Below are 23,225 nucleotides of genomic sequence, written 5' to 3'. Positions count from 1 at the left end.
GCCAGCAGTGGGGCGCATGCTATTAGCCCCGCCGCACACATCGCATATCGCCAAGCCGTTGGTCGTTGCATTGTGATACCTCGTTTACCACAAGAGCCGCTCGTAATGAGCGGCTCTTGTGGTATAGCGAGCTTTACGTTACTTGCCGTTACATAACTGCAAAGGCTTTCTCTGCTGCATCCAGGGTGAACTGGATATCTTCCGGGGTATGAGCACTCGACATAAAACCCGCTTCATAGGCAGAAGGGGCCAGATAAACACCGTGATCTAGCATCGCGCCAAAGAAGCGGCGGAACGCATCTGGATTACATGCCGTGGCTTGGGCAAAGTTATCCACACGACGTTGAGAGGTAAAGAAGAGACCAAACATACCGCCAGCTGATTGCGTCATCATTGGTACACGTGCAGCGTTGGCGCGCTCTTGCAGCCCCTGACACAATGTGTTCACCCGCTGGGTTAACGCATCGTGAAAACCCGGTACCTGAAGCTTCGTCAGTAGAGCTATTCCCGCCGCCATCGCCAGTGGATTACCGGACAGCGTGCCTGCCTGATATATAGGACCCATGGGAGAAATATTCTGCATAATCTCGCGCTTGCCACCAAATGCGCCCACCGGCATGCCGCCACCGACAATTTTACCCAGGCAGGTCAGATCCGGGGTAATGCCATAGTGTGCCTGTGCACCGCCCAGTGCCACACGAAAACCTGTCATCACTTCATCAAAAATCAGCACGCTAGCGTGTTCATTGCATACTCTTCGCAGTGTTTCTAAGAAGCCTGGCTGGGGTGGAATACAGTTCATGTTGCCAGCCACTGGCTCAACGATTATGCAGGCAATCTGATCGCCAATCTCAGCAAAGCACGCCTCAACCCCTTCAGGGTCGTTATACGACAGAGTGATCGTATGCTCCGCCAGTGAAGCAGGTACGCCTGGTGAGCTAGGTTCACCGTGGGTAAGTGCCCCTGAGCCGGCTTTTACCAGCAGCGAGTCCGAGTGACCATGATAATTACCTTCAAACTTAACAATCTTATCGCGCCCGGTGGTGCCCCGCGCCAAGCGAATAGCCGACATAGTGGCTTCGGTGCCAGAGCTAGTCATACGCACCATATCCATAGAGGGAATCATCTCGCAGATGAGGTCCGCCATGGTGGTTTCTACCGCCGTCGGGGTGCCAAACGAAAGGCCATTATCCAAACGAGCTCGAACGGCTGCCAGTACGTCTTGATCGGCATGGCCTGTGATCATTGGTCCCCAGGAGCCCACGTAATCCACATAGCGGTTCCCTTCAACGTCAAACAGGAAGGCGCCCTGAGCGCGCTCCATAAAAACCGGCGGACGGTGCAAACCTTTAAATGCCCGGACAGGCGAATTTACGCCGCCAGGAATATGCCGGCTCGCTAGATCGAATAGTTCAGCTGATGTGGTCATGACATCCTCTAAATAAAAGGCGTACAGAAGATAGGATCAAAAGCGGACAGCCTGTGAAAAGCGGTTAGGCAAGCACTGGCCACTGGGTGGCTGAAAGCCTTGAGACAAGCTTTCCCAAGTAAAGTGCTGAGCTTGCTCACAGGCAGTTGGTAAGCGCTCACCCACAGCCAATCGTGCGGCAATAGCTGAAGCAAGCGTGCAACCGGAGCCGTGAAACTGTTCGGGCAGCCGCGGCCACTGCCATTGGCGAGTGGTCTCTGGCGAATGCAATGTGTGGACTACCTGGTGATCGTTGCCCGGTAATGGTTCATCGGTGGCCGTTACTAAAATTGCCTGGCACCCTTGAGACATCAGCGCCACTGCACGCGAGGTATCGTCGTAAGGGGTGGCGATACCCGGCGTTAACTGAGCGAGCTCCGCGCGATTGGGCGTTAAGATATCCACAAGCGGTAGCACGCAATCAATAAATAGCTGCCGTAAATCGGGTGTGGATAACTCAGTTCCGCCGCCTGCTCTAAATACCGGATCGGCGACCACGGGAATGCCCGGAAACCGTCGGATAATTTGCTCCGCCGCACGCAGCGTGGCTTCATCGGCAAGCAAGCCAATCTTAATGGCCGCGACCTGCATCTCGCTCATCGCCTCGGCCATTTGACGCATTGCGTTAGAGTCAGCAGGTATCACCCTAGTCACATTATGACAATTTTGTATCGTCAGCGCGGTGGGAATAGTGACAGCCCAACCACCGCATGCCGAAATAGCTTCGCTGTCAGCAATTAAACCCGCACCGCCAGTCGGGTCATGTCCAGCCAGCACCAAAACAACGGGAGGAAGCGGTTGGCGCATCAAAAGGGTTTCACAACCGCGAGTAACACAACCGCGATAAGCACAATGACGGGCGCTTCGTTAAACCAGCGAAAAAACACATGGCTTTTGGTACAGCGATTCTGAGCGAACTGCTTTAAATAAATCAAACAAACGTGATGATAGGCAATTAGAACCACTATTAAGGCCAGCTTAGCGTGCATCCACCCTTGGCTAAACCATGCCGGCACCAAGTAAAGCATCCAACCGCCAAACACTAACACCACAATCATAGACGGCGTCATGATGCCGCGGTAAAGCTTGCGTTCCATGGTTTTAAAATAGCTCATTGCCTGGTCATCGCCATTATCCCGTGCGGTAGCGTGATACACGTACAGCCTAGGCAAATAGAACAGTGCAGCAAACCAGGTCACCACGGCCATTAAGTGAATAGCCTTCACCCATAGATACATTATCGCTCCTTAACTGATGAATCTTTCTCTTGTAAATCGTTTTCACGGGGGTCAGCACCGCGGGGCTCTGAGTAGTGATAATAACGTTCGATAGCACCACGGGTAATAATACCTGAAATCCGTTGCTGCTTAGGGCGATAACCATGAACGACATACAGTGCCCCTAGCGCATTATCTTGAAGTTTTAGAAAGGCTTCAGAAAGCGTTGCCTGCAGTCCAATCGGCGCCAATTCTAAGCGCTGCCCGGGGATTTCTAACAAATCAATCAACTCATCGTCCGGCGGTGGTTGATCGCTAAGCGCTTCATCATGTTCGAGCAACCAGCGTGCAAGCTCTGCAGCTTTAAGCGCCAGTACCGGTTTTTCCTCGCTTGAACGCTCGATCACCAGCCATACCGGATTAGTTTCGAGCAGCAAACGCGCCTGATCAGAGGTAATCATTCGCTCAGTCCGCACCAGTTGGCGTTCCATCACGGCGGGTACTGATACTCTTGAGAGCGCTTGCATCAGTGGTTGCTGCAAAGGGTGCAAACCATAGCGTACCGAGCTAATAAAAAAGCCTTCACAGCCGGTAATTTGACGCGAGGTGAGACACGCAACGACCACCACCAACATGCCGGGTAGCATAATACTCGGCGTATGCGTCAGCTCCAAAAGCGCCATCAACGCTGCCAGCGGCGCTTGCAACACCGCCCCCATCATCGCAGCCATGCCTAGCATGGCATAAACACCCGGGTCAGCGGCTTTATCGGGCCACAGCCAGCCGCCCAACAGCCCAAACAGCGCGCCTGTCGCTGCGCCGACGACTAGTACGGGGCCGATAATACCGATTGGCACTCCACCAGAAACGGTCAGCGCCGTCAGTAATAGCTTGGCTATCATTAGCGCCAGCAGGACTTTAATTTCCAACTGATTATTGAGCGCAGCCGCCACGCTGTCGTAACCAATGCCCTGTACTTGCGGAAACCACCAGGCAACAGCACCCGTGGCTACGCCGACTAGCCCTAAACGCAGCCAAAGCGGCCAGGCTTGTATCCGCTGACTGCGCGAAATATGAATAAATAGCCCCGCCAGCAAGCCGATAAATAGCCCGGTGAGCACAATCCAAGGAAGGTTCATTAACGAACCAAGCACTACTTCTGGAATACGAAAAGCCGGCTCATTCCCATAGGCAAGCTGTGCCATCAGCGCGCCCATCGTAGAGGCTAAAATGACCGGCATAAAGCTCATCAGGGTGTACTCCATCATGACAACTTCCATGGCGAAGATGACCCCGGCGATAGGCGTATTAAATGAAGCGGAAATGCCAGCAGCGGTACCGCACGCTACTAGAACTCTTAAGCTATTATTGGGTAAGCGCATCTGTTGGCCTAAGCCACTTGCTGCCGCGGCGCCTAAATGAATAGCAGGCCCTTCGCGGCCAGCGGATAGCCCGCCAAGCACAGAAATGACGCCGACCCACCATTGATTAAGCCAGTTACGCAGAGGAAAGCGACCTTGATGGTAGGAAAGCCGCTCAATTACATGGCCAACACCTAGCTTGCGCGCGGCAGGCTTTTGCCGATACAGCAAAACACCCACTAAGGTAACCGCCACGAGTGGAAGCAGCGTACGCAGCCAAGGCGCCATGCTTTCAAAGGCTTCAGGGTCGCCATCGGTCATGTACAGCGCCGCGCCTGTTTCCAAGAGCAGGCGAAACGCCACCATCACCGCGCCGGTAATAATCCCAGAGACGAGCCCCAGCAAGCAAAGCTGTGGAAGGGCATCGACATTGGCCAACTGGCGACGAAAGCTCTCTAGAGTAAAATCCGAACGGGAAAAACGCGCCACGACGACCTTCCTTGTTTTTTTGCCTTGGTACTCTATGTCTTGGGTTAGTCTTAGTGTTCTTGTGTCTTCATCCTCTTGTGTATCATAGCCCGATACGCTTAGACAGCCCGCAGCAATCCGCTTAGGCTGTTGCTATCAATACTCAGGTCAAAAGTAATTTACATTTTTTTCTAAAATCTGTTTTGCAAACCCGCAAGGAGTTATTTGTGATTAAGGTCGGCATTGTTGGCGGTACCGGTTATACCGGCGTTGAGCTACTGCGGCTGCTCGCCCAGCACCCCCACGTCAACGTCGCCGCGATTACCTCGCGCTCAGAGGCGGGCATCAAAGTATGCGATATGTACCCTAATCTGCGCGGCCATTACGACACGCTGGCATTTAGCGAGCCGGATGCCAAGCAGCTAGGCGCCATGGATGCGGTATTTTTTGCCACGCCCCACGGCGTTGCTCACACCCTAGCGGGTGAACTGCTCGACAATGGCACCCGCGTCATCGATTTATCGGCTGACTTTCGCCTACGCGATGCCAATGAATGGAGCCGCTGGTACGAGCAGCCCCACGGGGCGCCAGCGCTACTGGGAGAGGCGATTTACGGCCTGCCAGAAATGCACCGCGAAAAAATTAAAGACGCACGCTTAATTGCGGTACCCGGCTGCTACCCCACGGCCGTGCAGTTAGGCTATCTACCGCTATTGGAAGCGGGCTTGATTGATCCCCAACAGCTGATTGCAGACTGTAAATCCGGCGTTACCGGCGCGGGCCGCGGCGCAAAAGTGGGATCGTTACTCGCAGAAGCCAGTGAATCAATGAAGGCTTACGGTGCGTCGGGTCACCGCCATTTACCGGAAATTAGCCAGGGCCTTAAGGATATTAGTCATGCCTCGGTCGGGTTGACGTTTGTACCTCACCTTACGCCCATGATTCGCGGTATTCACGCCACGCTTTACGGCCAGTTAACCGCTGAGCCAGGCGATTTACAGGCACTGTTTGAACAGCGCTACGCCGACGAGCCGTTCGTTGATGTCATGCCTGCCGGGAGCCATCCCGAAACGCGCAGTGTCAAAGGTATCAACACCTGCAGGCTAGCGGTACATCGTCCTGGCAATGGCAATACTGTGGTGGTGCTATCGGTGATTGATAATTTAGTCAAAGGTGCTTCAGGCCAAGCGATTCAGAACCTTAACTTAATGTTTGGCTTTGATGAAAACATGGGATTAACAGCGCCTGCACTGATGCCTTAACGTTCGACTAATTCCCAGCAATAGTTGACCAATTTGCTGGGAATTACCCATAATCACCCCCCAATGCCGATTTATTCGTTCTTTAAGCTCGCGGGAGGTACCCATGAGCGGTGCAGAAGCCTTTGTTCCGACCCCATTACTGCTGTCTGATAGTGCACGCAAGCGCATTAATGCACTGATTGCAGAAGAAAATAATCCATCTCTAAAGCTACGCGTCTACGTCACCGGCGGTGGCTGCTCTGGTTTTCAGTACGGCTTCGATTTTGCTGAAAACGTTGCCGAGGATGACACCGTCATCGCATTTGGAGATGCCTCCTTAGTGGTCGATCCGCTGTCTTATCAATATTTAGTCGGCTCCACCGTCGATTATGAAGAAGGGCTTGCAGGCGCTCGTTTTCGCGTGCAAAACCCTAACGCTACCGCTACCTGCGGCTGTGGCGCTTCCTTTATGGTCTAAACAGCGTTGGCTCAAAGCTCACCCCGTGACTTGACGCCTTGTCGGTTTCTCGCCAAGGTTAATAGGTCAATAACAGCCTTAAGGCTTTTCCAAACGACAAAAATCGCTTGGAAAGCCATGACAGGCCACATAAAACACGGGGAAACTTATGAAAGTAGCGCTACCACTCAGTCTCACTAAAACAACGCTTGTGCTAGCCCTTGGATTAGCCGGCACCACTGCTGCCATGGCTGACTTACCGAAAGTAAACGTAGCGACCGACCCAAGCTTCGTGCCTTTTGAGATGATGGATCAAGAAACGGGTGAAATGACCGGTTTTGATATGGACATCATCAACGAAGTGGCTGAGCGTGCAGGCTTTGAAGTTAATCTCACCACAATGGAATTTGCTGGCATTATCCCGGCCGTACAAACAGGCAGCCAAGAGATCGCCATCGCCGGTACGACCATTACTGCAGAGCGCGCTGAGATAGTTGACTTCTCAGACCCTTACTATGATTCAGGTCTACAGATTATTGTTCGCGCTGACAACAACGATGTAGAAAGCATCGAAGACCTCGCGGGACTGCCTATCGCTACGCGGATTGGTTCCACCAGCTACGACTTCCTACAAGCTGAGCTAGGGGAAGATGCCGATATCACTCCTTTCCCTGCTATGAGTGATATGTATATGGCGCTATTAGGCCGTAACGTCGATGCGGTGTTCTACGATGCGCCTAACGTTGCTTACTTCTCACAAACCCGTGGTGAAGGGCGCACGAAAGTCGTTGGACCGCTTTACGAAGGTCAGCAGTACGGTATCGTTTTTCATAAAGGCAGCGAGTGGGTAGAACCTACCAATGAAGCGCTTGCCGCGATGAAAGAAGACGGTACCTACGATGAAATTTATCAAAAGTGGTTTGGTGAAGCGCCCAGCGAAGAGTGAGATTAAAGACTCGCTAACCGCATAGCATCATAACAGGGCCGGGTGGCCATAGCCCCCGGCCCTGCTGCGTTTCTCAAGTGTTTTTTCTCATCTTTTTTGTTTCAGGAGTCTACGCGTGGACGTCAATTTTCAGTTTGATTGGTCGGCAGCGTTTGGATCTATTCCATACCTGCTACCTGGCATTCCCTGGACGTTACTTATTTCATTTGGCGGCCTGGCAATTGGTTTTTTTATCGGCATTTTCTTTGGCCTGCTGCGGCTGAGCCGCCTGCGCTGGCTACGTTGGCCGGCTATTTTTTACGTTGAGGTGTTTCGCGGCACGCCTATCCTTGTCCAGGTACTGTTCATTTTTTATGGTTTACCACAGCTGTTGGGTAGCCCTATTAATGCGCTTGTTGCGGGTATTGCTGCCATTGCCGTTAACTCTGGCGCCTATATTTCTGAGATTGTCCGCGGCGGCGTTCAATCGATTGAGCGTGGCCAGCGGGAGGCGTCGCTATCACTGGGCCTTTCCCGTACCCAAGCCTTTCGCTATGTGATTTGGCCCCAAGCTTTCCGCCGGATGATTCCATCACTTGGTAATCAAGGCATTATCAGTATTAAAGACACGTCGCTGTTTTCAGTGATTGGCGTTGGCGAACTGGTACGTCAGGGACAAATCTACATTTCCACTACGTTCACCGCCCTTGAGGTCTACTTCATGGTCGCACTGATGTATTTAGCGATCACCTGGACCCTTTCAATCTTACTACGCCAGCTTGAGCGTAGAGGTCTGGCCGGACAATAAGGACACGCACAATGAGCGAAACATTGAACAACACAACGCAGCCAATTGTGCGTATGCAGAAGCTCAATAAACATTTTGGCAGCCTGCACGTACTCAACAACATTGATCTCGACATTATTCCTGGTGAAGTGGTCGTGATTATTGGTGCCAGCGGTTCAGGTAAATCGACCCTGATTCGCTGTATCAACGGTCTTGAGGAGTTTCAGGCAGGCAGTCTTACTGTTGATAACAACGAACTCTTGCCCAATGGAAAAAGCACCAGAGCGTTACAAACCATTCGTACTGAAGTCGGTATGGTGTTTCAGCAGTTCAACCTCTTTCCCCACCTCAGCGTACAAGACAACGTTACGTTAGCACCGATGAAAGTACGCGGCGCTAGCCGCGCTGATGCTGTTATCAGTGCCAAACGTCTGCTTGACCGTGTAGGTATCGCAGATCAGGCCGAGAAGTACCCAAGCCAGCTCTCTGGCGGCCAACAGCAACGTGTCGCACTGGCACGCGCCCTGGCAATGGAACCGCGCCTGATGCTGTTTGACGAGCCTACATCGGCACTTGATCCCGAAATGATTGGTGAGGTGCTGGACGCTATGCGCGAACTCGCCAAAGAGGGGATGACAATGGTAATCGTCACTCATGAAATGGGCTTTGCCCGTGAAGTCGCCGATCGCGTTATTTTTATCCATAAAGGTGAAATTGCTGAACAGGGAGCACCTGAAAAGCTGTTTGATACGCCACAAAATGAGCGCACCCAATCCTTCCTTGCACGGGTACTAAAACATTAGATCGACCCTATTTTTCAGCGCTGATTTGACATTAATGATGTCTTAAACGCGCGTTAAATTGTTTTTTTTACCGGCCTGTCCTCGTGACAGGCTTTTTTTTGCCTGTGGATAAAGTTTTTTTACTTTTATCCACTTCGCGTCTATAAGGCCTGCCATAGGGATCTATTAGCATTTGTTAACAGGCATGCTCTGGATGTTCACAGGTGCGGTAACAACCCAGGTATAGGACGGTGGATAAGGCGTGTAGAATTGATGCTGTGGATAAAGGGGTATTTCATCCACAGGAGTAGCACCGCTTCTGCCCAGGCAATACGCTGTTCAAACATGTAGAAGTCAACAATGTAATCTATTGAAAAATAAATGAATTAGTTGCTTATGCACAGAAATTGTCCACACTAATAGTTACTACATTTACAGAACTTCTCTTATCTTATTTTTATATTGTTATTAATAAAGGCTATTCAAATTGAAGGGGTGTGGAAAAACCTGACGGTTACCCACAGGGGGTTTATACTTGCCGGCGTATTGAACTAGGGTGCATAAGCACTGGCTCACATCATCCGTGCCCAACGGCACAAGACGAGGTGTCTCTTGAATTATCCCGACCGCTTTGACGTGATTGTCATCGGCGGTGGCCATGCGGGGACTGAAGCCGCACTGGCCTCTGCTCGTATGGGCTGTCAGACCCTGCTGCTCACTCACAACATCGAAACACTGGGCCAAATGTCGTGTAATCCTGCGATCGGTGGCATTGGCAAAAGCCATTTGGTGAAAGAAATCGATGCTATGGGCGGCGCTATGGGGCTTGCCACGGACTTAGGTGGCATCCAGTTTCGCGTGTTAAATGCACGCAAAGGGCCTGCCGTTAGAGCCACTCGGGCTCAGGCAGACCGCATTCGTTACAAATCAGCTATTCGTGGGATGTTGGAAAACCAGCCTAATTTGACGCTTTTCCAGCAGGCGGCCGGTGACTTAATCGTCGAAAATGACACCGTGCGTGGCGTTGTAACCGAGACTGGTATTCGTTTTCATGCTCAAAGCGTTGTGCTGTGTACCGGCACATTTTTGGGTGGTGTGATTCATATAGGCTTGGATCAAAGCAAGGGCGGCCGCGCAGGTGACCCGCCTTCCAACGCTCTCGCCGAGCGGTTAAGGGCACTGCCGTTTCGGGTTGATCGTTTAAAAACCGGTACCCCCCCGCGCATTGATGCTAAAACGGTTGATTTTTCACAGCTGGAAGAACAGCCAGGCGATACACCAACGCCAGTGATGTCCTATCTTGGCTCGCGGGAAATGCACCCTCAGCAAGTCAGCTGTCACATTGCCCACACCAACCAGCAGACTCACGACCTGATCCTGGCTAACCTTGATCGATCACCCATGTATTCTGGTGTGATTGAAGGCGTTGGCCCGCGCTACTGCCCATCAATTGAAGATAAAGTCCATCGGTTTGCCGACAAGTCGAGCCATCAAGTGTTTATCGAGCCTGAAGGCTTGGACACTCATGAGCTCTATCCCAATGGGATCTCGACCTCGCTGCCCTTTGACGTGCAGATTCAAGTTGTGCGCTCTATCAAAGGCTTGGAAAACGCACATATCACGCGGCCTGGTTATGCCATTGAGTATGATTTCTTTGATCCACGAGATTTAAAACACTCGCTGGAAACTAAATTTATCCACAGCCTGTTCTTCGCTGGCCAAATCAATGGCACAACGGGCTATGAAGAAGCCGCCGCCCAGGGGTTGCTAGCCGGCTTGAACGCTGCACGTCGCGCACAAGAGTTGGATGCATGGTACCCCCGCCGCGATGAAGCTTATCTTGGCGTATTGGTCGATGATCTAATCACGATGGGCACCAAGGAGCCCTATCGCATGTTTACCTCGCGAGCGGAGTATCGCTTACTGCTGCGAGAAGACAACGCTGATTTACGCCTTACTCCAGCAGGCCGTGAGCTTGGTTTGGTTAATGACGCCCGCTGGTCGGCGTTTAGTCAAAAGCGTGAAGCAATCGAGCAAGAAAACGCACGTCTGAAAACCGTTTGGATTCAACCGGGAAGCTTAGCTGCTGAGAAAGTGGCTGAAAAAACCGGCGCGCCTCTATCACGAGAATACTGCTTGAGTGATTTGCTTAAACGCCCTGAACTCAACTATAGCGACTTGGCCCAGTTACCCGGACTTGAAGACACGCTTACCACTGATGAAGCGGTTGCTGAGCAGGTACAAATTCAGGCCAAGTATCAAGGCTATATTCATCGGCAACAGGATGAGATTGATAAACTCAAACGCCATGAAGCGACGCTTTTGCCTGCTGAGTTGGATTATTTAAAGATAGAAGGTTTATCTAACGAAATCCGTCAAAAGCTTGCTGACGCTAGGCCAGAAACATTGGCCCATGCGGCGCGTATTTCAGGCGTTACTCCAGCGGCCGTTTCTATTTTGCTGGTACATCTGAAAAAACGCCGACTGGTAGCGGCTGCCGACGTGGTTAACGGATGAATTCGCTAACGGTGTTATTAAAAAGCTTACCCGCAAGCGTTGCGCTACGTTTAGATAAAGGTCTTCACCAACTGGCGATTAATGTCAGCCAGCATCAACGCGAACAGCTGCTAGGGTTTCTCGCGCTGTTGCACAAGTGGAACCGGGCTTATAACCTCACAGCGGTGCGTGATTTAGATGAAATGGTGTCGCGCCACGTGCTGGATAGCGCAGTGGTATTGCCCTATGTGCACGGGCCGCGTTTACTCGACGTTGGCGCAGGGCCCGGATTACCTGGAATAGTGTTGGCCATTTTGAATCCTGAGCTAGACGTCACGCTACTAGACAGCAACGGTAAAAAGGTGCGTTTTCAACGCCAAGCGGTCATGGAACTAGGGTTGAAAAACGTAACACCTGTCCAAGCACGCGTTGAACAGTTCGAAGCAGCTGCGTTTGATCAGGTAATCTCAAGGGCGTTTGCTAGCCTCGTTGATTTTGTCACGCTCACTCGTGAGCTGCCGGCCATTGATGGCCAGTGGTTAGCTATGAAAGGCCCGGGGGCGGATGATGAACTGCGTGATCTGCCCCATGGTATTAAATTACACGCGCGTCATCTGCTGGAAGTACCCTTTGAAGCGGCCCAGCGGCAGCTGTTGATTCTGACCCCAGAAGGAGTTGAGTAAGTGAGCCAGATCATTGCCCTGACCAACCAAAAAGGCGGCGTGGGCAAGACCACCTCGGCCGTTAATCTGGCGGCGAGTCTCGCAGCGCTCGATCGCCGCGTGCTATTGGTGGATCTTGATCCGCAAGGTCATGCCAGCATGGGTAGCGGCATCGACAAATACGAGCTTGATAAAAGTGTTCTTGATGTTTTGCTGGGTGAAGCTACCGCGGCTGAAACGATTGTCAAAAAGTTGCCGGTCAAGTACGACGTACTGCCGGGTAATGGCGATCTGACCGCCGCCGAAGTGGAATTATTAGATCGTGAGCAAAGTGAAAGCTGCCTGACAGCGGCGTTAGCATCGGTAGCGGATGAATACGATGTGGTGCTGATCGACTGCCCGCCGTCTTTGAACATGCTAACCGTCAATGCGTTAACGGCTTCTAACAGCGTGCTCATCCCTTTACAGTGCGAGTTTTACGCGCTTGAAGGGCTATCGGCACTGCTGGATACTGTTGAGCAAATCAAGCAAAACGTTAATCCTGATTTAGCCATTGCGGGCATTTTGCGTACCATGTACGACAAGCGCACTAGCTTAACCCGCGAAGTCGACAAGCAGCTGCGCGATTACTTTGGTGATATGTTGTTTAAAACCACCATACCCCGCAATGTTAAAGTCGCCGAAGCACCGAGTCATGGTCTGCCGGTCACGCAATATGCCCGGTTCTCACGGGGGAGTCAGGCCTATCGTGTGCTGGCAAAAGAGATGATCCGTCGTCTTTCACTTTAAACAATACGCGCTGTAGTTATAGCTATCGTTATAAATGAGGGAAAGCGAATGACGCGTAAACGCGCGCTAGGACGTGGCCTGGATGCCCTGATTGGTGCTGGTGCTCGTCGCCGTGACAGTCTAGAACTTGCCGGTAGCGGCACGCCGCTTGAGCTGACTAATACAGCGATTAGCGCTGCGACTGACGAGGTCGTTGAAGATCGACTTGAGCGTTTGCCATTAGCTCAGTTAACGCGGGGTAAATATCAGCCGCGTCGCGATATTCAGCCTGAAGCGTTAGAAGAGCTGGCCGATTCTATTCGTGCTCAGGGCGTTATGCAGCCTATCGTCGTACGTCCCATCGGCGTGGATCGTTACGAAATTATTGCCGGTGAACGTCGCTGGCGCGCCTCTCAGCTGGCTGAATTGGACGTTATTCCTGCGGTTATTCGCGAAGTCAGCGATGAAGTCGCACTAGCGCTGGCGTTAATTGAAAACATTCAGCGTGAAAATCTCAATGCCATTGAAGAAGCCATGGCACTTAAACGTCTGGGCGAAGAGTTTGAGCTTACCCAACAGCAAATTGCCGATGCCGTGGGTAAATCACGCACCCAGGTAGCTAATTTACTGCGTTTATTGGCATTAGACCCTGAAGTACAAACGCTCTTGGAGCGCGGCGATCTTGATATGGGCCATGCACGCGCTTTGCTGACGTTAAGCAGTTCACAGCAGCGGCAAGTTGCCCACGAAGTGGTCAATAACGACATGACCGTGCGAGCAACCGAAGCGTTGGTGAAAAAAGTACAAACAAGCCAAACCTCTCTTCAAACGCCTAGTCGGACAATTAAGCAGCCCGATGTAGCCAAGCTTGAAACGCATTTAGGTGAATTACTCGGTGCGGCTGTTTCCATTAATCATGGTCAAAAGGGCAAGGGTAAGCTGACTATTCGCTATACCAGCCTTGAAGAACTAGACGGTATTTTAATGCATATTAAATAGCAGGCTACGCAATATTGCCTAAGAAGAGGGCATGTTTTAACCATTTGGTCGAAAATCGACCCCTAAACGGGCAAAATCAACGCTACTCGGTTGAAGGTGTGATAGCGCTTCCCTATAATCGCGCAAGATTTGTGCAGGTTGTCTGTGTTTGTCGAAGAATACGCTCTTTGAAGCCTGTCGATTTTTTTAAAGAGCTGGGTGTTTGTCCAGAGCTATGCAGAAAACCATGCAGAGAGCTATGCAGCGATACGAAACCCAGCGACGCAGAACCTATATTGTTCGCCTAACCATCACACAATTAATCATTACGTTAATCGGGATGATGGCTGGCTATTTTTTGGCACAAATGCCAGGTGCGCTATCGGTGTTACTCGGTGCCTTAGTGGCATTACTACCACACGCTTTTTTCATAAAGCGTATGGGAGTTTTGAGGTCTAATCGCCCCTCGCAGGCAGCGATGCGCCTATTTCGTGCCGAAGCAGGTAAGTTTGGTTTGACGGTGGCACTGTTTGTTGCAGTGTTCGTAGTAGCGCCCCCCTCAAACCCCGCTTTCTTTTTTTATGCTTATGTGGCGGTTGTTCTAACGCATTGGTTCACGCCTTGGTTAATGCCAAAAAACGCTAATGCTTAGAAAATCGCACAACTGATTGAGGTGACATGTCCATGGCCGCAGGAAACGAAGTCTCTACGACTTACTATATCCAGCACCACTTGCAGAACCTGACCTTTGGTAATCATCCCGAAAATGGTTGGTCGCTGGCGCATACAGCGGAAGAAGCAAGTGATATGGGCTTTTGGGCCATTCACTTAGACACCATGGGCTGGTCAATTGCCATGGGTCTGCTGTTTATCTTTATTTTCCGCAAAGCCGGTAAAATGGCGACTACGGGTGTGCCGACGGGTTTGCAAAATGCCGTTGAAATGGTGGTTGAATTTATCGAGGGCATGATCAGAGGAACATTTAAAGGTCATAACCCGATCATCGCACCGCTAGCGTTGACGCTGTTTGTGTGGATTCTGTTTATGAATACACTCAAAATTATACCGGTCGACTATTTACCCGTGCTGTTTAGTAAGCTTGGCGTTGACTACATGAAATCTGTTCCGACCACTGATGTAAACGCCACCCTAGGCTTGGCATTGGGCGTGTTCGGGCTAATTCTCTACTACAGCTTTAAGGTCAAAGGCATTGGCGGTTTTGCCAAAGAGCTTTCACTGACACCGTTTAATCACTGGGCACTGATTCCCTTTAACCTGCTGCTCGAAATTGTTGCGTTGCTGGTTAAGCCGTTCAGTTTGGCAATGCGTTTGTTCGGCAACATGTTCGCTGGTGAAGTTATCTTTATTTTGATTGCCATGCTGCCGTTCTGGGCTATTTGGGTGCTGGATGTGCCATGGGCCATTTTCCATATTTTGATCGTTGTTCTTCAAGCGTTCATTTTTACCGTTTTATCCGTGGTGTATCTCAGCGCTGCACACGAACATCACTAATCCGAGCAATGCTTGCAACACATTAACCCTTAACCTCAACCCTCGACCTTTAACTTGAAAAACTAGGAGCATTACCATGGAACTTATCTACATTGCTGCTGCCATCATGATTGGTATGGGCGCTCTAGGTACCGGCATTGGCTTCGCTATTTTGGGCGGCAAGCTGCTGGAATCTACTGCGCGTCAGCCTGAACTAGGCGACCAGCTGCAAACCAAAACCTTCCTAATGGCAGGCCTGTTAGACGCTGTTCCGATGATCGGTGTTGGTATCGCAATGTACCTGATCTTCGTTGTTGCCGGTTAATGACAGCTCAGCCGAGCGCTAAACGCTCGGTTTTGTTTCACTCCGGTCGCCACGAACTTGTCAGAGGTACATTCCTGTGAATATCAACATGACGCTAATCGGGCAGACGATCGCCTTCGCGATCTTTGTCTGGTTTTGCACAAAGTATGTGTGGCCTCCGATCAGCAATGCGCTTCACGAGCGTCAGAAAAAAATTGCTGATGGCTTAGATGCAGCTAGCCGTGCTAACCGTGACCTTGAGCTTGCTCAAGAGCGGGCGGAACAGATGCTGCGTGAAAGCAAGGAGCAAGCTTCTCAAATTCTTGAGCAGACCAATAAGCGTTCTGCCCAGATGATTGAAGAAGCCCGCGAACAGGCACGCGCTGAAGGCCAACGCCTAGTAGCGAGTGCACGATCCGAAATTGAGCAAGAAGTGAATCGCGCTAAAGATGAACTTCGTGCCCAGGTTTCTTATCTAGCCGTATTGGGTGCCGAGCGTGTTCTTGAAGCGTCGGTCGACGAACAAGCCCATCGCAAGTTACTCGATGAGCTTGCTGCTGAACTGTAAGGAGGTGAATCATGGCGGAATTACTTACCGTCGCTCGTCCTTACGCTAAGGCAGCGTTTGAATACGCGCGTGATAATGAGGCGCTTGATAGCTGGTCACAAGCGCTGAGTTTCTTAAGTTTTGCGGTAGCCGACGACGTTGTTCGCCATCGTTTAAGCAGTCCAAAACTAGACAGCGACCAGAAAGTGTCGCTGCTGGTTGAGCTAATTCCAGATCAGCAGGATGAAGCTTTACAGCGTTTTTTGACTGTTTTAGTAGACCAAGGTCGTTTAATGGCGCTGAAGTCAATCGCTGACCAGTTCGAGCACCTGCGTGCTGAACACGAACAGCGTATTGAAGTAAGCGTCACGTCTGCTTACACGTTAAATAGCAAGCAGCAAACGAAGCTAGCGAACGCGCTTAAGAAACGTCTAAATCGCGAAATCTCTATTACTACTCAGGTGGACAAGTCGCTTATTGGCGGTGTCATCCTGCGTGCTGGCGACACCGTCATTGACGGGTCAGTGCGTGGTCGATTGAACCGCCTTTCCGAAGCGCTAACCGCTTGAGTCTGAGGGACATGGCATGCAGCAACTGAATCCTTCCGAGATCAGCGACATCATCAAGCAGCGAATTGAGAAGCTTGACGTCGCATCCGAAGCCCATAACCAGGGCACCATCGTCACTGTTTCCGACGGTATCGTGAAAATTCACGGCCTCGAAGACGCGATGTTCGGTGAAATGATTGAATTCCCCAACGGCATCTTTGGCATGGTACTTAACCTGGAGCGTGACTCCGTAGGTGCCGTGATATTGGGTGACTACCTGCAGCTTGAAGAGGGCATGACCGCCAAGTGTACCGGTCGTATTCTCGAAGTGCCGGTAGGCCCTGAGCTGATTGGTCGTGTTGTCGATGCGCTGGGTAACCCCATCGATGGCAAAGGCGACATTAACGCCAAAATGACGGATGCCGTTGAAAAAGTGGCGCCAGGCGTTATCACTCGCCAGTCTGTTGATGAGCCGATTCAAACCGGTCTTAAATCAATCGATGCCATGGTACCGATTGGCCGTGGTCAGCGTGAGCTGATCATCGGTGACCGTCAGATTGGTAAGTCTGCCATTGCTATTGATGCGATCATCAACCAAAAAGGCAAGGGCGTGACCTGCGTCTACGTCGCCATTGGTCAGAAGCAATCGACTATTGCCAACGTTGTGCGCAAGCTTGAAGAGCATGGCGCTATGGAACACACCATCGTTGTGGCCGCCGGCGCTGCCGACCCGGCTCCGATGCAGTTTCTGGCGCCTTACTCTGGCTGCACCATGGGCGAATACTTCCGCGATCGCGGCGAGAACTCGCTGATTGTGTATGACGATCTTTCTAAGCAGGCCGTCGCTTACCGTCAGGTATCGCTGCTGCTGCGTCGTCCGCCCGGCCGTGAAGCTTATCCCGGTGACGTATTCTATCTTCACTCGCGTCTGCTAGAGCGTGCTGCGCGTGTTAATGCCGACTACGTTGAGAAGTTCACCAACGGTGAAGTGAAAGGCAAAACCGGTTCTTTGACCGCGCTGCCTATCATCGAAACTCAGGGCGGTGACGTCTCTGCGTTCGTTCCGACCAACGTGATTTCAATCACCGATGGTCAGATCTTCCTGGAAACCAACCTGTTTAACTCCGGTATTCGTCCGGCGATTAACGCAGGTCTGTCGGTTTCTCGTGTAGGTGGTTCGGCACAAACGAAAATCATCAAGAAGCTGGGCGGTAGCGTACGTTTGGCGTTGGCGCAGTACCGTGAACTGGCGGCGTTCTCGCAGTTTGCCTCTGACCTTGATGAAGCCACGCGCAAGCAGCTTGAACACGGTCAACGTGTCACCGAGCTGATGAAGCAGAACCAGTACTCGCCGATGTCGGTAGCAGAAATGGCGCTCTCGCTGTATTCCGCCAACGAAGGTTATCTGGACGATGTTGAAGTAAGCAAAGTGTTGGACTTCGAGCGTGCGCTGCACGACTACATGAAGTCTGAGCACGGTGATCTACTCGACAAGATCAACCAGACCGGCGACTACAACGGTGAGATTCAAGACAGCTTGAAGTCGGGTCTCGAGAAGTTCAAGGCGACTCAGAGCTGGTAATGTCTGGCCCGCCCGTCAGGGCGGGTTTGCATGCTTTCTGAGAGCCACGAACGAAAGGTAGATCGCTATGGCAGCTGCAAAAGAGATACGCACCCAGATCGGGAGCATTAAAAATACGCAGAAGATCACCAGCGCCATGGAAATGGTGGCTGCATCGAAAATGCGTAAAGCGCAAGATCTGATGAGAGCTAGTCAGCCTTACGCTAGGCAGATCCGTAATGTGGTTGGCCACATTGCCGACGCGAACCCCGAATACCGGCACGACTATATGATCGAGCGTAGCGAGATTAAGCGCGTTGGTTATATCGTGGTATCTACGGATCGCGGTCTGTGCGGTGGCTTGAACCACAACCTTTTCAAAGCGCTTCTGAAAGAAGCCGCAGGTTGGAAAAAGCAGGGTGCTGAGCAAGATTTTTGTGCCCTTGGCGCTAAAGCCAGTACTTTTTTCCGTAATTATGGCGGCAACTTGGTGGCAGCGAAGAGCGGATTAGGTGAAAACCCGACCGTTGAAGGGTTGATTGGCAGCATTAAGGTCATGCTCGAAGCATACGATGAAGGACGTCTTGACCGTTTGTATGTGGTGCACAATGAATTTGTGAATACCATGACGCAAAAGCCGGTTGTTCGTCAGCTTCTTCCGCTGTCATCCGATATGGGTGCAGACGCTGAGCAAGACAATGAAAACGCCCGTCCCGGAAGCTGGGACTACCTGTATGAACCGGATGCCAAGGCGTTGCTTGATAGCCTATTGGTTCGTTTCATCGAATCGCAGGTGTATCAGGCGGTAGTGGAAAACGGGGCTTGTGAACAAGCGGCCCGGATGATCGCTATGAAAAGTGCCACTGACAACGCAGGCGACCTGATCGACGATTTGGAGATGGTTTATAACAAGGCCCGCCAGGCCGCCATCACGCAGGAAATTTCTGAGATCGTCGGCGGCGCTGCTGCCGTATAACGCCTAGGGAGCACATTCTTATTATGAAGGCTCCCGGCAGACAGGTTTCATTTGCAGGTTTTAGAGAGGAACCAAGATGAGCGGACGTATCGTACAAATCATCGGCGCGGTGATTGACGTAGAGTTTCCGCGGGACTCTGTGCCCAAGGTCTACGACGCGCTAAAGGTCTCCGATGTTGAGACCATCCTCGAAGTCCAGCAGCAGCTGGGCGACGGTGTGGTGCGCACCATTGCTATGGGCTCCACCGAGGGCTTGAAGCGTGGCATGGAAACGACCAGCACAGGTGCCGCGATTTCCGTACCGGTAGGTAAGGAGACGCTGGGCCGTATTATGAACGTACTCGGCGAGCCGATTGACGAAGCGGGACCGATCGGCGAACAAGAGCGTATGCCTATCCACCGCAAGCCGCCGACCTATGCCGAGCAGGCCGCCTCCGGCGAGCTGCTGGAAACCGGTATCAAGGTTATCGACTTGGTTTGCCCCTTTGCGAAAGGCGGTAAAGTGGGTCTGTTCGGCGGTGCCGGTGTTGGTAAAACCGTTAACATGATGGAGCTTATCCGCAACATCGCCACCGAACACAGCGGCTACTCTGTTTTTGCCGGTGTAGGTGAGCGTACGCGTGAGGGTAACGACTTCTATCACGAAATGACTGAATCCAACGTTATCGATAAGGTATCGCTGGTTTACGGTCAGATGAACGAGCCGCCGGGAAACCGTTTGCGCGTGGCGCTGACCGGTTTGACCATCGCAGAGAAATTCCGTGATGAAGGCCGTGACGTTCTGCTGTTCGTTGATAACATCTATCGCTACACCCTAGCCGGTACCGAAGTATCTGCATTGCTGGGCCGTATGCCGTCAGCAGTAGGTTATCAGCCTACGCTGGCTGAAGAGATGGGCGTTCTGCAGGAGCGCATCACCTCGACCAAAACCGGTTCGATCACCTCCGTCCAGGCCGTCTATGTGCCTGCCGACGACATGACCGACCCGTCGCCGGCCACGACGTTCTCTCACCTGGATGCCACGGTATCACTGTCGCGTTCAATCGCCGAGTTGGGCATCTACCCGGCAATTGATCCGCTGGATTCCACCTCAAGGCAGTTGGATCCGCTGGTAGTGGGTGAAGAGCACTATGGGATCGCTCGCGGTGTGCAGAACGTTCTTCAGCGCTACAAGGAGCTTAAGGATATTATCGCCATTCTGGGTATGGATGAGCTGTCTGACGAAGACAAGCTGGCCGTATCTCGGGCGCGTAAAATCCAGCGTTTCTTGTCGCAGCCGTTCTTCGTGGCCGAGGTGTTCACCGGTTCACCAGGTAAGTATGTCTCTCTGAAAGACACGATTAGTGGCTTCAAGGGCATTCTCGCTGGCGAATACGACGATATGCCGGAACAGGCCTTCTACATGGTCGGTTCAATCGACGAAGCTGTCGAGAAAGCCAACCAGATGAAGAAGTAATCCCGTCCATTAGGGGGATTCGCTATGGCGAATAGCTTTACTTGCAATATCGTCAGCGCTGAAGCATCTATCTTCTCAGGTACTGTTGAGCAGGTGATTGCTTCCGGGATGTTGGGTGATCTGGGCATTTTGCCGGGTCACGCCCCGTTGCTGACCGAGCTTCAGCCGGGTCCGGTTCGCGTGATCCACGACGGTGGCAAGGAAGAGAACTTCTTTGTCTCGGGTGGCTTCATGGAAGTCCAGCCGGATGTGGTGACGATTCTGGCCGACGCGGCTTCCCGTGCCAGCGACCTCAATGAGGCCGCTGCTGAAGAAGCGCGTCAGCAGGCCTTAAAAGCCTTTAATGAGAAGTCAACGGAGCTGGATTATACCCGAGCTGCCGCTGAACTTGCCGAAGCCACTGCTCAGCTGCGTACTATTCAGCAACTGCGCAAAAAGGCGGGTAAAGGCTAACTCCACGCGCTTGGCGTGTGATCAACGCCCCTTGAACCCGCTACGTAAGGGTTTAAGGGGCGTTTTTTTGTCTGTCATTACATTGGATTAGTATGGTGGTGTGCTAAGTCAGCAGCACGACGTTTTTAGCACGACGTTTTTAGCACGATGTTCATAGAACGATGTTCATAGAACGATGTTCAGAACTATGTACAGAACTATGTACAGAACTATGTTTGCAGCACACTGTTTGTCAGCGTGAAGGGGAGAGCCATGGCACTGAATGATGAAAGCCTACAGGAATTAAAAGCCGAGCTGCTCGACGAGTTGTCCAAGGAAGAGCCCAGTAAATCGGTGCTTTCTTTACGCCTAGCCGAAACCCGCTCAGCGGATATTGGTGAAGTACTCGAAGAGATGATTGAAGACGATGAAGAGCTGCCCGCTGCGCTCTCACTGTTGGATATTCTCTCTGCCGAACGTGCCGCTAATGTGCTGGGCTATCTACCTGGTGAGAGCCAGCTTGAGGTAGTTGGGGAGTTAGGTGACACCCAAGTACTCAAGTTATTGGAAGAGATGGGGTCGGATGAAAGGGCCGATCTATTTAATTTATTGGATGAAGACCGCCGTGAAGCGTTACTTCGCCGCATGGCGCACCAAGAGCGTGAAGATTTAAAGCGGCTTGCCAGCTACGAAGAGGGCACCGCTGGCGCCATTATGACCTCTGACTATGTGGCCATAGCCAGTGGCATGACGGTGTCTCAAGCGATGATGCGGGTACGTCAAACTGCCCCAGATGCAGAAACGGTTTATCAGCTCTACATACTGGATAGTGGAGGGCATCTGATTGGTACGATGTCGCTTCGTCAATTAATGGTGGCACGCCCTGGTGCTTTAGTGGATGACATCATGATCAAAGATGTCATTAGCACGCGGGTTGATGAAGAGCAGGAAGAAGTCGCCCGTATTGTCGCGCGTTACGACCTCTTAGCGCTGCCAGTGATTGATTCAGATGACCGTATGGTCGGGATTGTAACCCACGATGACGCGATGGATGTGGCCGAGTCTGAGGCCACAGAAGATTTCCATAAAGGGATGTCGATTGGCCAGTTAGAAGATGGTGTTAGCCGTGTACCGCTTTGGAGTCTCTATCGTAAGCGGGTGACGTGGCTGGTACTGCTGGTCTTTGCCAATCTGTTTTCCGGTGCGGGAATTGCCTATTTTGAAGAAACGATTGCGGCGCAGGTGGCCCTGGTGTTCTTTTTACCGCTGCTGATCGGTAGTGGTGGTAACGCTGGTGCCCAGGCGGCCACGTTGATGGTGCGTGGTATGGCAACCGGCGATGTAGGCGTCAAAGATTGGGGGAAATTACTTGGCCGAGAGCTGTTAGTCGCGGGCGCGCTGGGCATCACTATGGCCATTGCTGTGACGCCTATCGGCATCATGCGTGGTGGGGATGCGTTGGCGATGGTCGTCGCCCTAAGCATGGTGACTATCGTACTGTTTGGCAGCCTGTTGGGGATGTGCCTCCCGTTTGTGCTGGAACGCTTTAAAGTAGACCCAGCCACAGCATCGGCACCGCTAGTGACCACCTTGATTGATGCGTCGGGGGTAGTGATCTACTTCAGTATTGCAACGGCAATTCTCTCGACCATATAAAGTATTAACGGCGGGACTGCGCCTAACGCACCCAGCCACGGCTGATTAGCGGTGCACAGAGTAAGTGATAAAGGCGCTTGGCGACATGCTCGTAAAAGGGCAGCACCAGCCAGGCGCGATTAAATCCTACTAGCACGGCGACCACAGTGGAGAGCAGTGCCGCGCCCGCCATGTCCTGAGGGAAGTGGATTCCCATAAATACTCTTGCCCAAGCAACGGGAAGGGCTAGCAACAGTAGGCAGCTGCCGATACGTCGAGAGTGGCTGTGCAGCATCAGGCTAACGCTTATCGTCAGTAGGATGGTTAGGTGGTTGCTAGGGAAGGCAGGTGTGGCGGCATGCTCTATCAACAACTCGCCAATGGGCACCATAAATGGGCGAGGCATAGGCCATAACACACCGATCACCCCACTTGCCGAAAGGGCTAGCAGCGTTGCGATGAGTGCTTCCAACAGCGATTGCTTGAGCCGTTCACTACCTCGAAGCCAGCCGATAACGAAAAGGGCCGGTACTAGCCACATCAGGTTCACAGCGCATGCATGCGCCAGCAGAATTAACCAGGTGGGTGAATCAGGGGAAGCATTAAGCAGCTCAAAAAGCGCGAGATTTAGCGAATCCATGATGGCCTAACAGAGTCATAAGGTT

At 52.0% G+C, this 23,225-nt stretch carries 24 protein-coding genes; 19 read left to right on the top strand and 5 right to left on the bottom strand.

Features of this window, described 5'->3' with window-relative positions:
- Positions 1–148: 148 nt before the first annotated feature.
- The 4 genes from hemL to ACT3TR_RS08830 are packed head-to-tail and all read right to left on the bottom strand — an operon-like array spanning position 149 to position 4,535.
- Entirely contained in the window at positions 149–1,429 is a 1,281-nt protein-coding gene (hemL, locus tag ACT3TR_RS08845) for a glutamate-1-semialdehyde 2,1-aminomutase (protein ID WP_096276723.1), read from the bottom strand.
- 36 nt (positions 1,430–1,465) lie between these two features.
- Positions 1,466–2,275, bottom strand: a complete 810-nt coding sequence (thiD, locus tag ACT3TR_RS08840) for a bifunctional hydroxymethylpyrimidine kinase/phosphomethylpyrimidine kinase (RefSeq protein ID WP_444624801.1) — start codon at positions 2,273–2,275, stop codon at positions 1,466–1,468.
- Positions 2,275–2,706 carry a protoporphyrinogen oxidase HemJ gene (gene hemJ, locus ACT3TR_RS08835; protein WP_096276727.1) on the bottom strand — a complete coding sequence of 144 codons (432 nt, stop codon included), beginning with the start codon at positions 2,704–2,706 and terminating at the stop codon, positions 2,275–2,277. Before hemJ ends, thiD begins: the two co-directional genes overlap by 1 nt.
- Positions 2,706–4,535, bottom strand: coding sequence for a chloride channel protein (locus tag ACT3TR_RS08830; RefSeq protein WP_441684357.1), 1,830 nt, complete (start codon positions 4,533–4,535; stop codon positions 2,706–2,708). The genes hemJ and ACT3TR_RS08830 overlap by 1 nt, the downstream gene beginning before the upstream one ends.
- 206 nt (positions 4,536–4,741) lie before the next feature.
- On the opposite strand from ACT3TR_RS08830, the gene argC reads away from it, so the two are divergent.
- The 19 genes from argC (at position 4,742) to mgtE (ending at position 22,581) form a co-directional block, all read left to right on the top strand.
- Positions 4,742–5,776 (top strand): N-acetyl-gamma-glutamyl-phosphate reductase, encoded by a 1,035-nt coding sequence (gene argC / locus ACT3TR_RS08825; RefSeq protein WP_096276731.1) that lies wholly within the window; start codon positions 4,742–4,744, stop codon positions 5,774–5,776.
- A gap of 103 nt (positions 5,777–5,879) precedes the next feature.
- Positions 5,880–6,233 (top strand): iron-sulfur cluster insertion protein ErpA, encoded by a 354-nt coding sequence (gene erpA, locus ACT3TR_RS08820; protein WP_441672486.1) that lies wholly within the window; start codon positions 5,880–5,882, stop codon positions 6,231–6,233.
- Between the two features lie 148 nt (positions 6,234–6,381).
- Positions 6,382–7,158, top strand: a complete 777-nt coding sequence (locus ACT3TR_RS08815) for a transporter substrate-binding domain-containing protein (RefSeq protein WP_096276735.1) — start codon at positions 6,382–6,384, stop codon at positions 7,156–7,158.
- Between the two features lie 115 nt (positions 7,159–7,273).
- Positions 7,274–7,945: an amino acid ABC transporter permease gene (locus ACT3TR_RS08810; RefSeq protein ID WP_096276738.1), complete on the top strand. Its 672-nt coding sequence runs from the start codon at positions 7,274–7,276 to the stop codon at positions 7,943–7,945.
- A gap of 11 nt (positions 7,946–7,956) precedes the next feature.
- Positions 7,957–8,727, top strand: a complete 771-nt coding sequence (locus ACT3TR_RS08805; protein ID WP_444624802.1) for an amino acid ABC transporter ATP-binding protein — start codon at positions 7,957–7,959, stop codon at positions 8,725–8,727.
- Positions 8,728–9,318: 591 nt separating this feature from the next.
- Complete coding sequence (gene mnmG, locus ACT3TR_RS08800) at positions 9,319–11,223, top strand: tRNA uridine-5-carboxymethylaminomethyl(34) synthesis enzyme MnmG (RefSeq protein WP_444624803.1); 1,905 nt, start codon at positions 9,319–9,321, stop codon at positions 11,221–11,223.
- Positions 11,220–11,885 (top strand): 16S rRNA (guanine(527)-N(7))-methyltransferase RsmG, encoded by a 666-nt coding sequence (rsmG, locus tag ACT3TR_RS08795; RefSeq protein ID WP_096276742.1) that lies wholly within the window; start codon positions 11,220–11,222, stop codon positions 11,883–11,885. The genes mnmG and rsmG overlap by 4 nt, the downstream gene beginning before the upstream one ends.
- Entirely contained in the window at positions 11,886–12,653 is a 768-nt protein-coding gene (locus ACT3TR_RS08790; RefSeq protein ID WP_096276745.1) for a ParA family protein, read from the top strand. It begins immediately after the preceding gene.
- Between the two features lie 48 nt (positions 12,654–12,701).
- Positions 12,702–13,631 (top strand): ParB/RepB/Spo0J family partition protein, encoded by a 930-nt coding sequence (locus tag ACT3TR_RS08785; RefSeq protein WP_096276747.1) that lies wholly within the window; start codon positions 12,702–12,704, stop codon positions 13,629–13,631.
- A 214-nt stretch (positions 13,632–13,845) separates the two neighbouring features.
- A complete protein-coding gene (locus ACT3TR_RS08780) occupies positions 13,846–14,262 on the top strand; it encodes an ATP synthase subunit I (RefSeq protein WP_225734390.1) in 417 nt (138 codons plus the stop codon).
- A 32-nt stretch (positions 14,263–14,294) separates the two neighbouring features.
- Complete coding sequence (atpB, locus tag ACT3TR_RS08775; protein WP_096282231.1) at positions 14,295–15,122, top strand: F0F1 ATP synthase subunit A; 828 nt, start codon at positions 14,295–14,297, stop codon at positions 15,120–15,122.
- 76 nt (positions 15,123–15,198) lie between these two features.
- The gene (gene atpE, locus ACT3TR_RS08770; RefSeq protein ID WP_096276749.1) at positions 15,199–15,426 is read left to right on the top strand and encodes a F0F1 ATP synthase subunit C; all 228 of its coding nucleotides are present in this window, start codon (positions 15,199–15,201) and stop codon (positions 15,424–15,426) included.
- Between the two features lie 76 nt (positions 15,427–15,502).
- Entirely contained in the window at positions 15,503–15,973 is a 471-nt protein-coding gene (locus ACT3TR_RS08765) for a F0F1 ATP synthase subunit B (RefSeq protein ID WP_096276751.1), read from the top strand.
- 11 nt (positions 15,974–15,984) lie between these two features.
- Complete coding sequence (locus ACT3TR_RS08760) at positions 15,985–16,521, top strand: F0F1 ATP synthase subunit delta (RefSeq protein ID WP_096276753.1); 537 nt, start codon at positions 15,985–15,987, stop codon at positions 16,519–16,521.
- 16 nt (positions 16,522–16,537) lie between these two features.
- Positions 16,538–18,082 carry a F0F1 ATP synthase subunit alpha gene (gene atpA, locus ACT3TR_RS08755; RefSeq protein ID WP_441684359.1) on the top strand — a complete coding sequence of 515 codons (1,545 nt, stop codon included), beginning with the start codon at positions 16,538–16,540 and terminating at the stop codon, positions 18,080–18,082.
- A 67-nt stretch (positions 18,083–18,149) separates the two neighbouring features.
- On the top strand, positions 18,150–19,037 hold the full coding sequence (gene atpG, locus ACT3TR_RS08750; protein ID WP_096276757.1) for a F0F1 ATP synthase subunit gamma: 888 nt from the start codon (positions 18,150–18,152) through the stop codon (positions 19,035–19,037).
- A 76-nt stretch (positions 19,038–19,113) separates the two neighbouring features.
- Positions 19,114–20,493 (top strand): F0F1 ATP synthase subunit beta, encoded by a 1,380-nt coding sequence (gene atpD / locus ACT3TR_RS08745; protein ID WP_444624804.1) that lies wholly within the window; start codon positions 19,114–19,116, stop codon positions 20,491–20,493.
- A gap of 24 nt (positions 20,494–20,517) precedes the next feature.
- Entirely contained in the window at positions 20,518–20,946 is a 429-nt protein-coding gene (locus ACT3TR_RS08740; protein ID WP_301734483.1) for a F0F1 ATP synthase subunit epsilon, read from the top strand.
- 252 nt (positions 20,947–21,198) lie between these two features.
- Complete coding sequence (mgtE, locus tag ACT3TR_RS08735; RefSeq protein WP_444624805.1) at positions 21,199–22,581, top strand: magnesium transporter; 1,383 nt, start codon at positions 21,199–21,201, stop codon at positions 22,579–22,581.
- A 22-nt stretch (positions 22,582–22,603) separates the two neighbouring features.
- Here the strand turns inward: mgtE and ACT3TR_RS08730 are convergent, their stop codons facing one another.
- A complete protein-coding gene (locus tag ACT3TR_RS08730) occupies positions 22,604–23,200 on the bottom strand; it encodes a phosphatase PAP2 family protein (RefSeq protein ID WP_444624806.1) in 597 nt (198 codons plus the stop codon).
- Positions 23,201–23,225 lie beyond the last annotated feature (25 nt).

This window comes from Halomonas sp. AOP12-B1-6 (assembly GCF_052379225.1).
Lineage (GTDB): Bacteria > Pseudomonadota > Gammaproteobacteria > Pseudomonadales > Halomonadaceae > Vreelandella > Vreelandella casei.
This window is presented reverse-complemented; position numbering and strand designations above follow the sequence as displayed.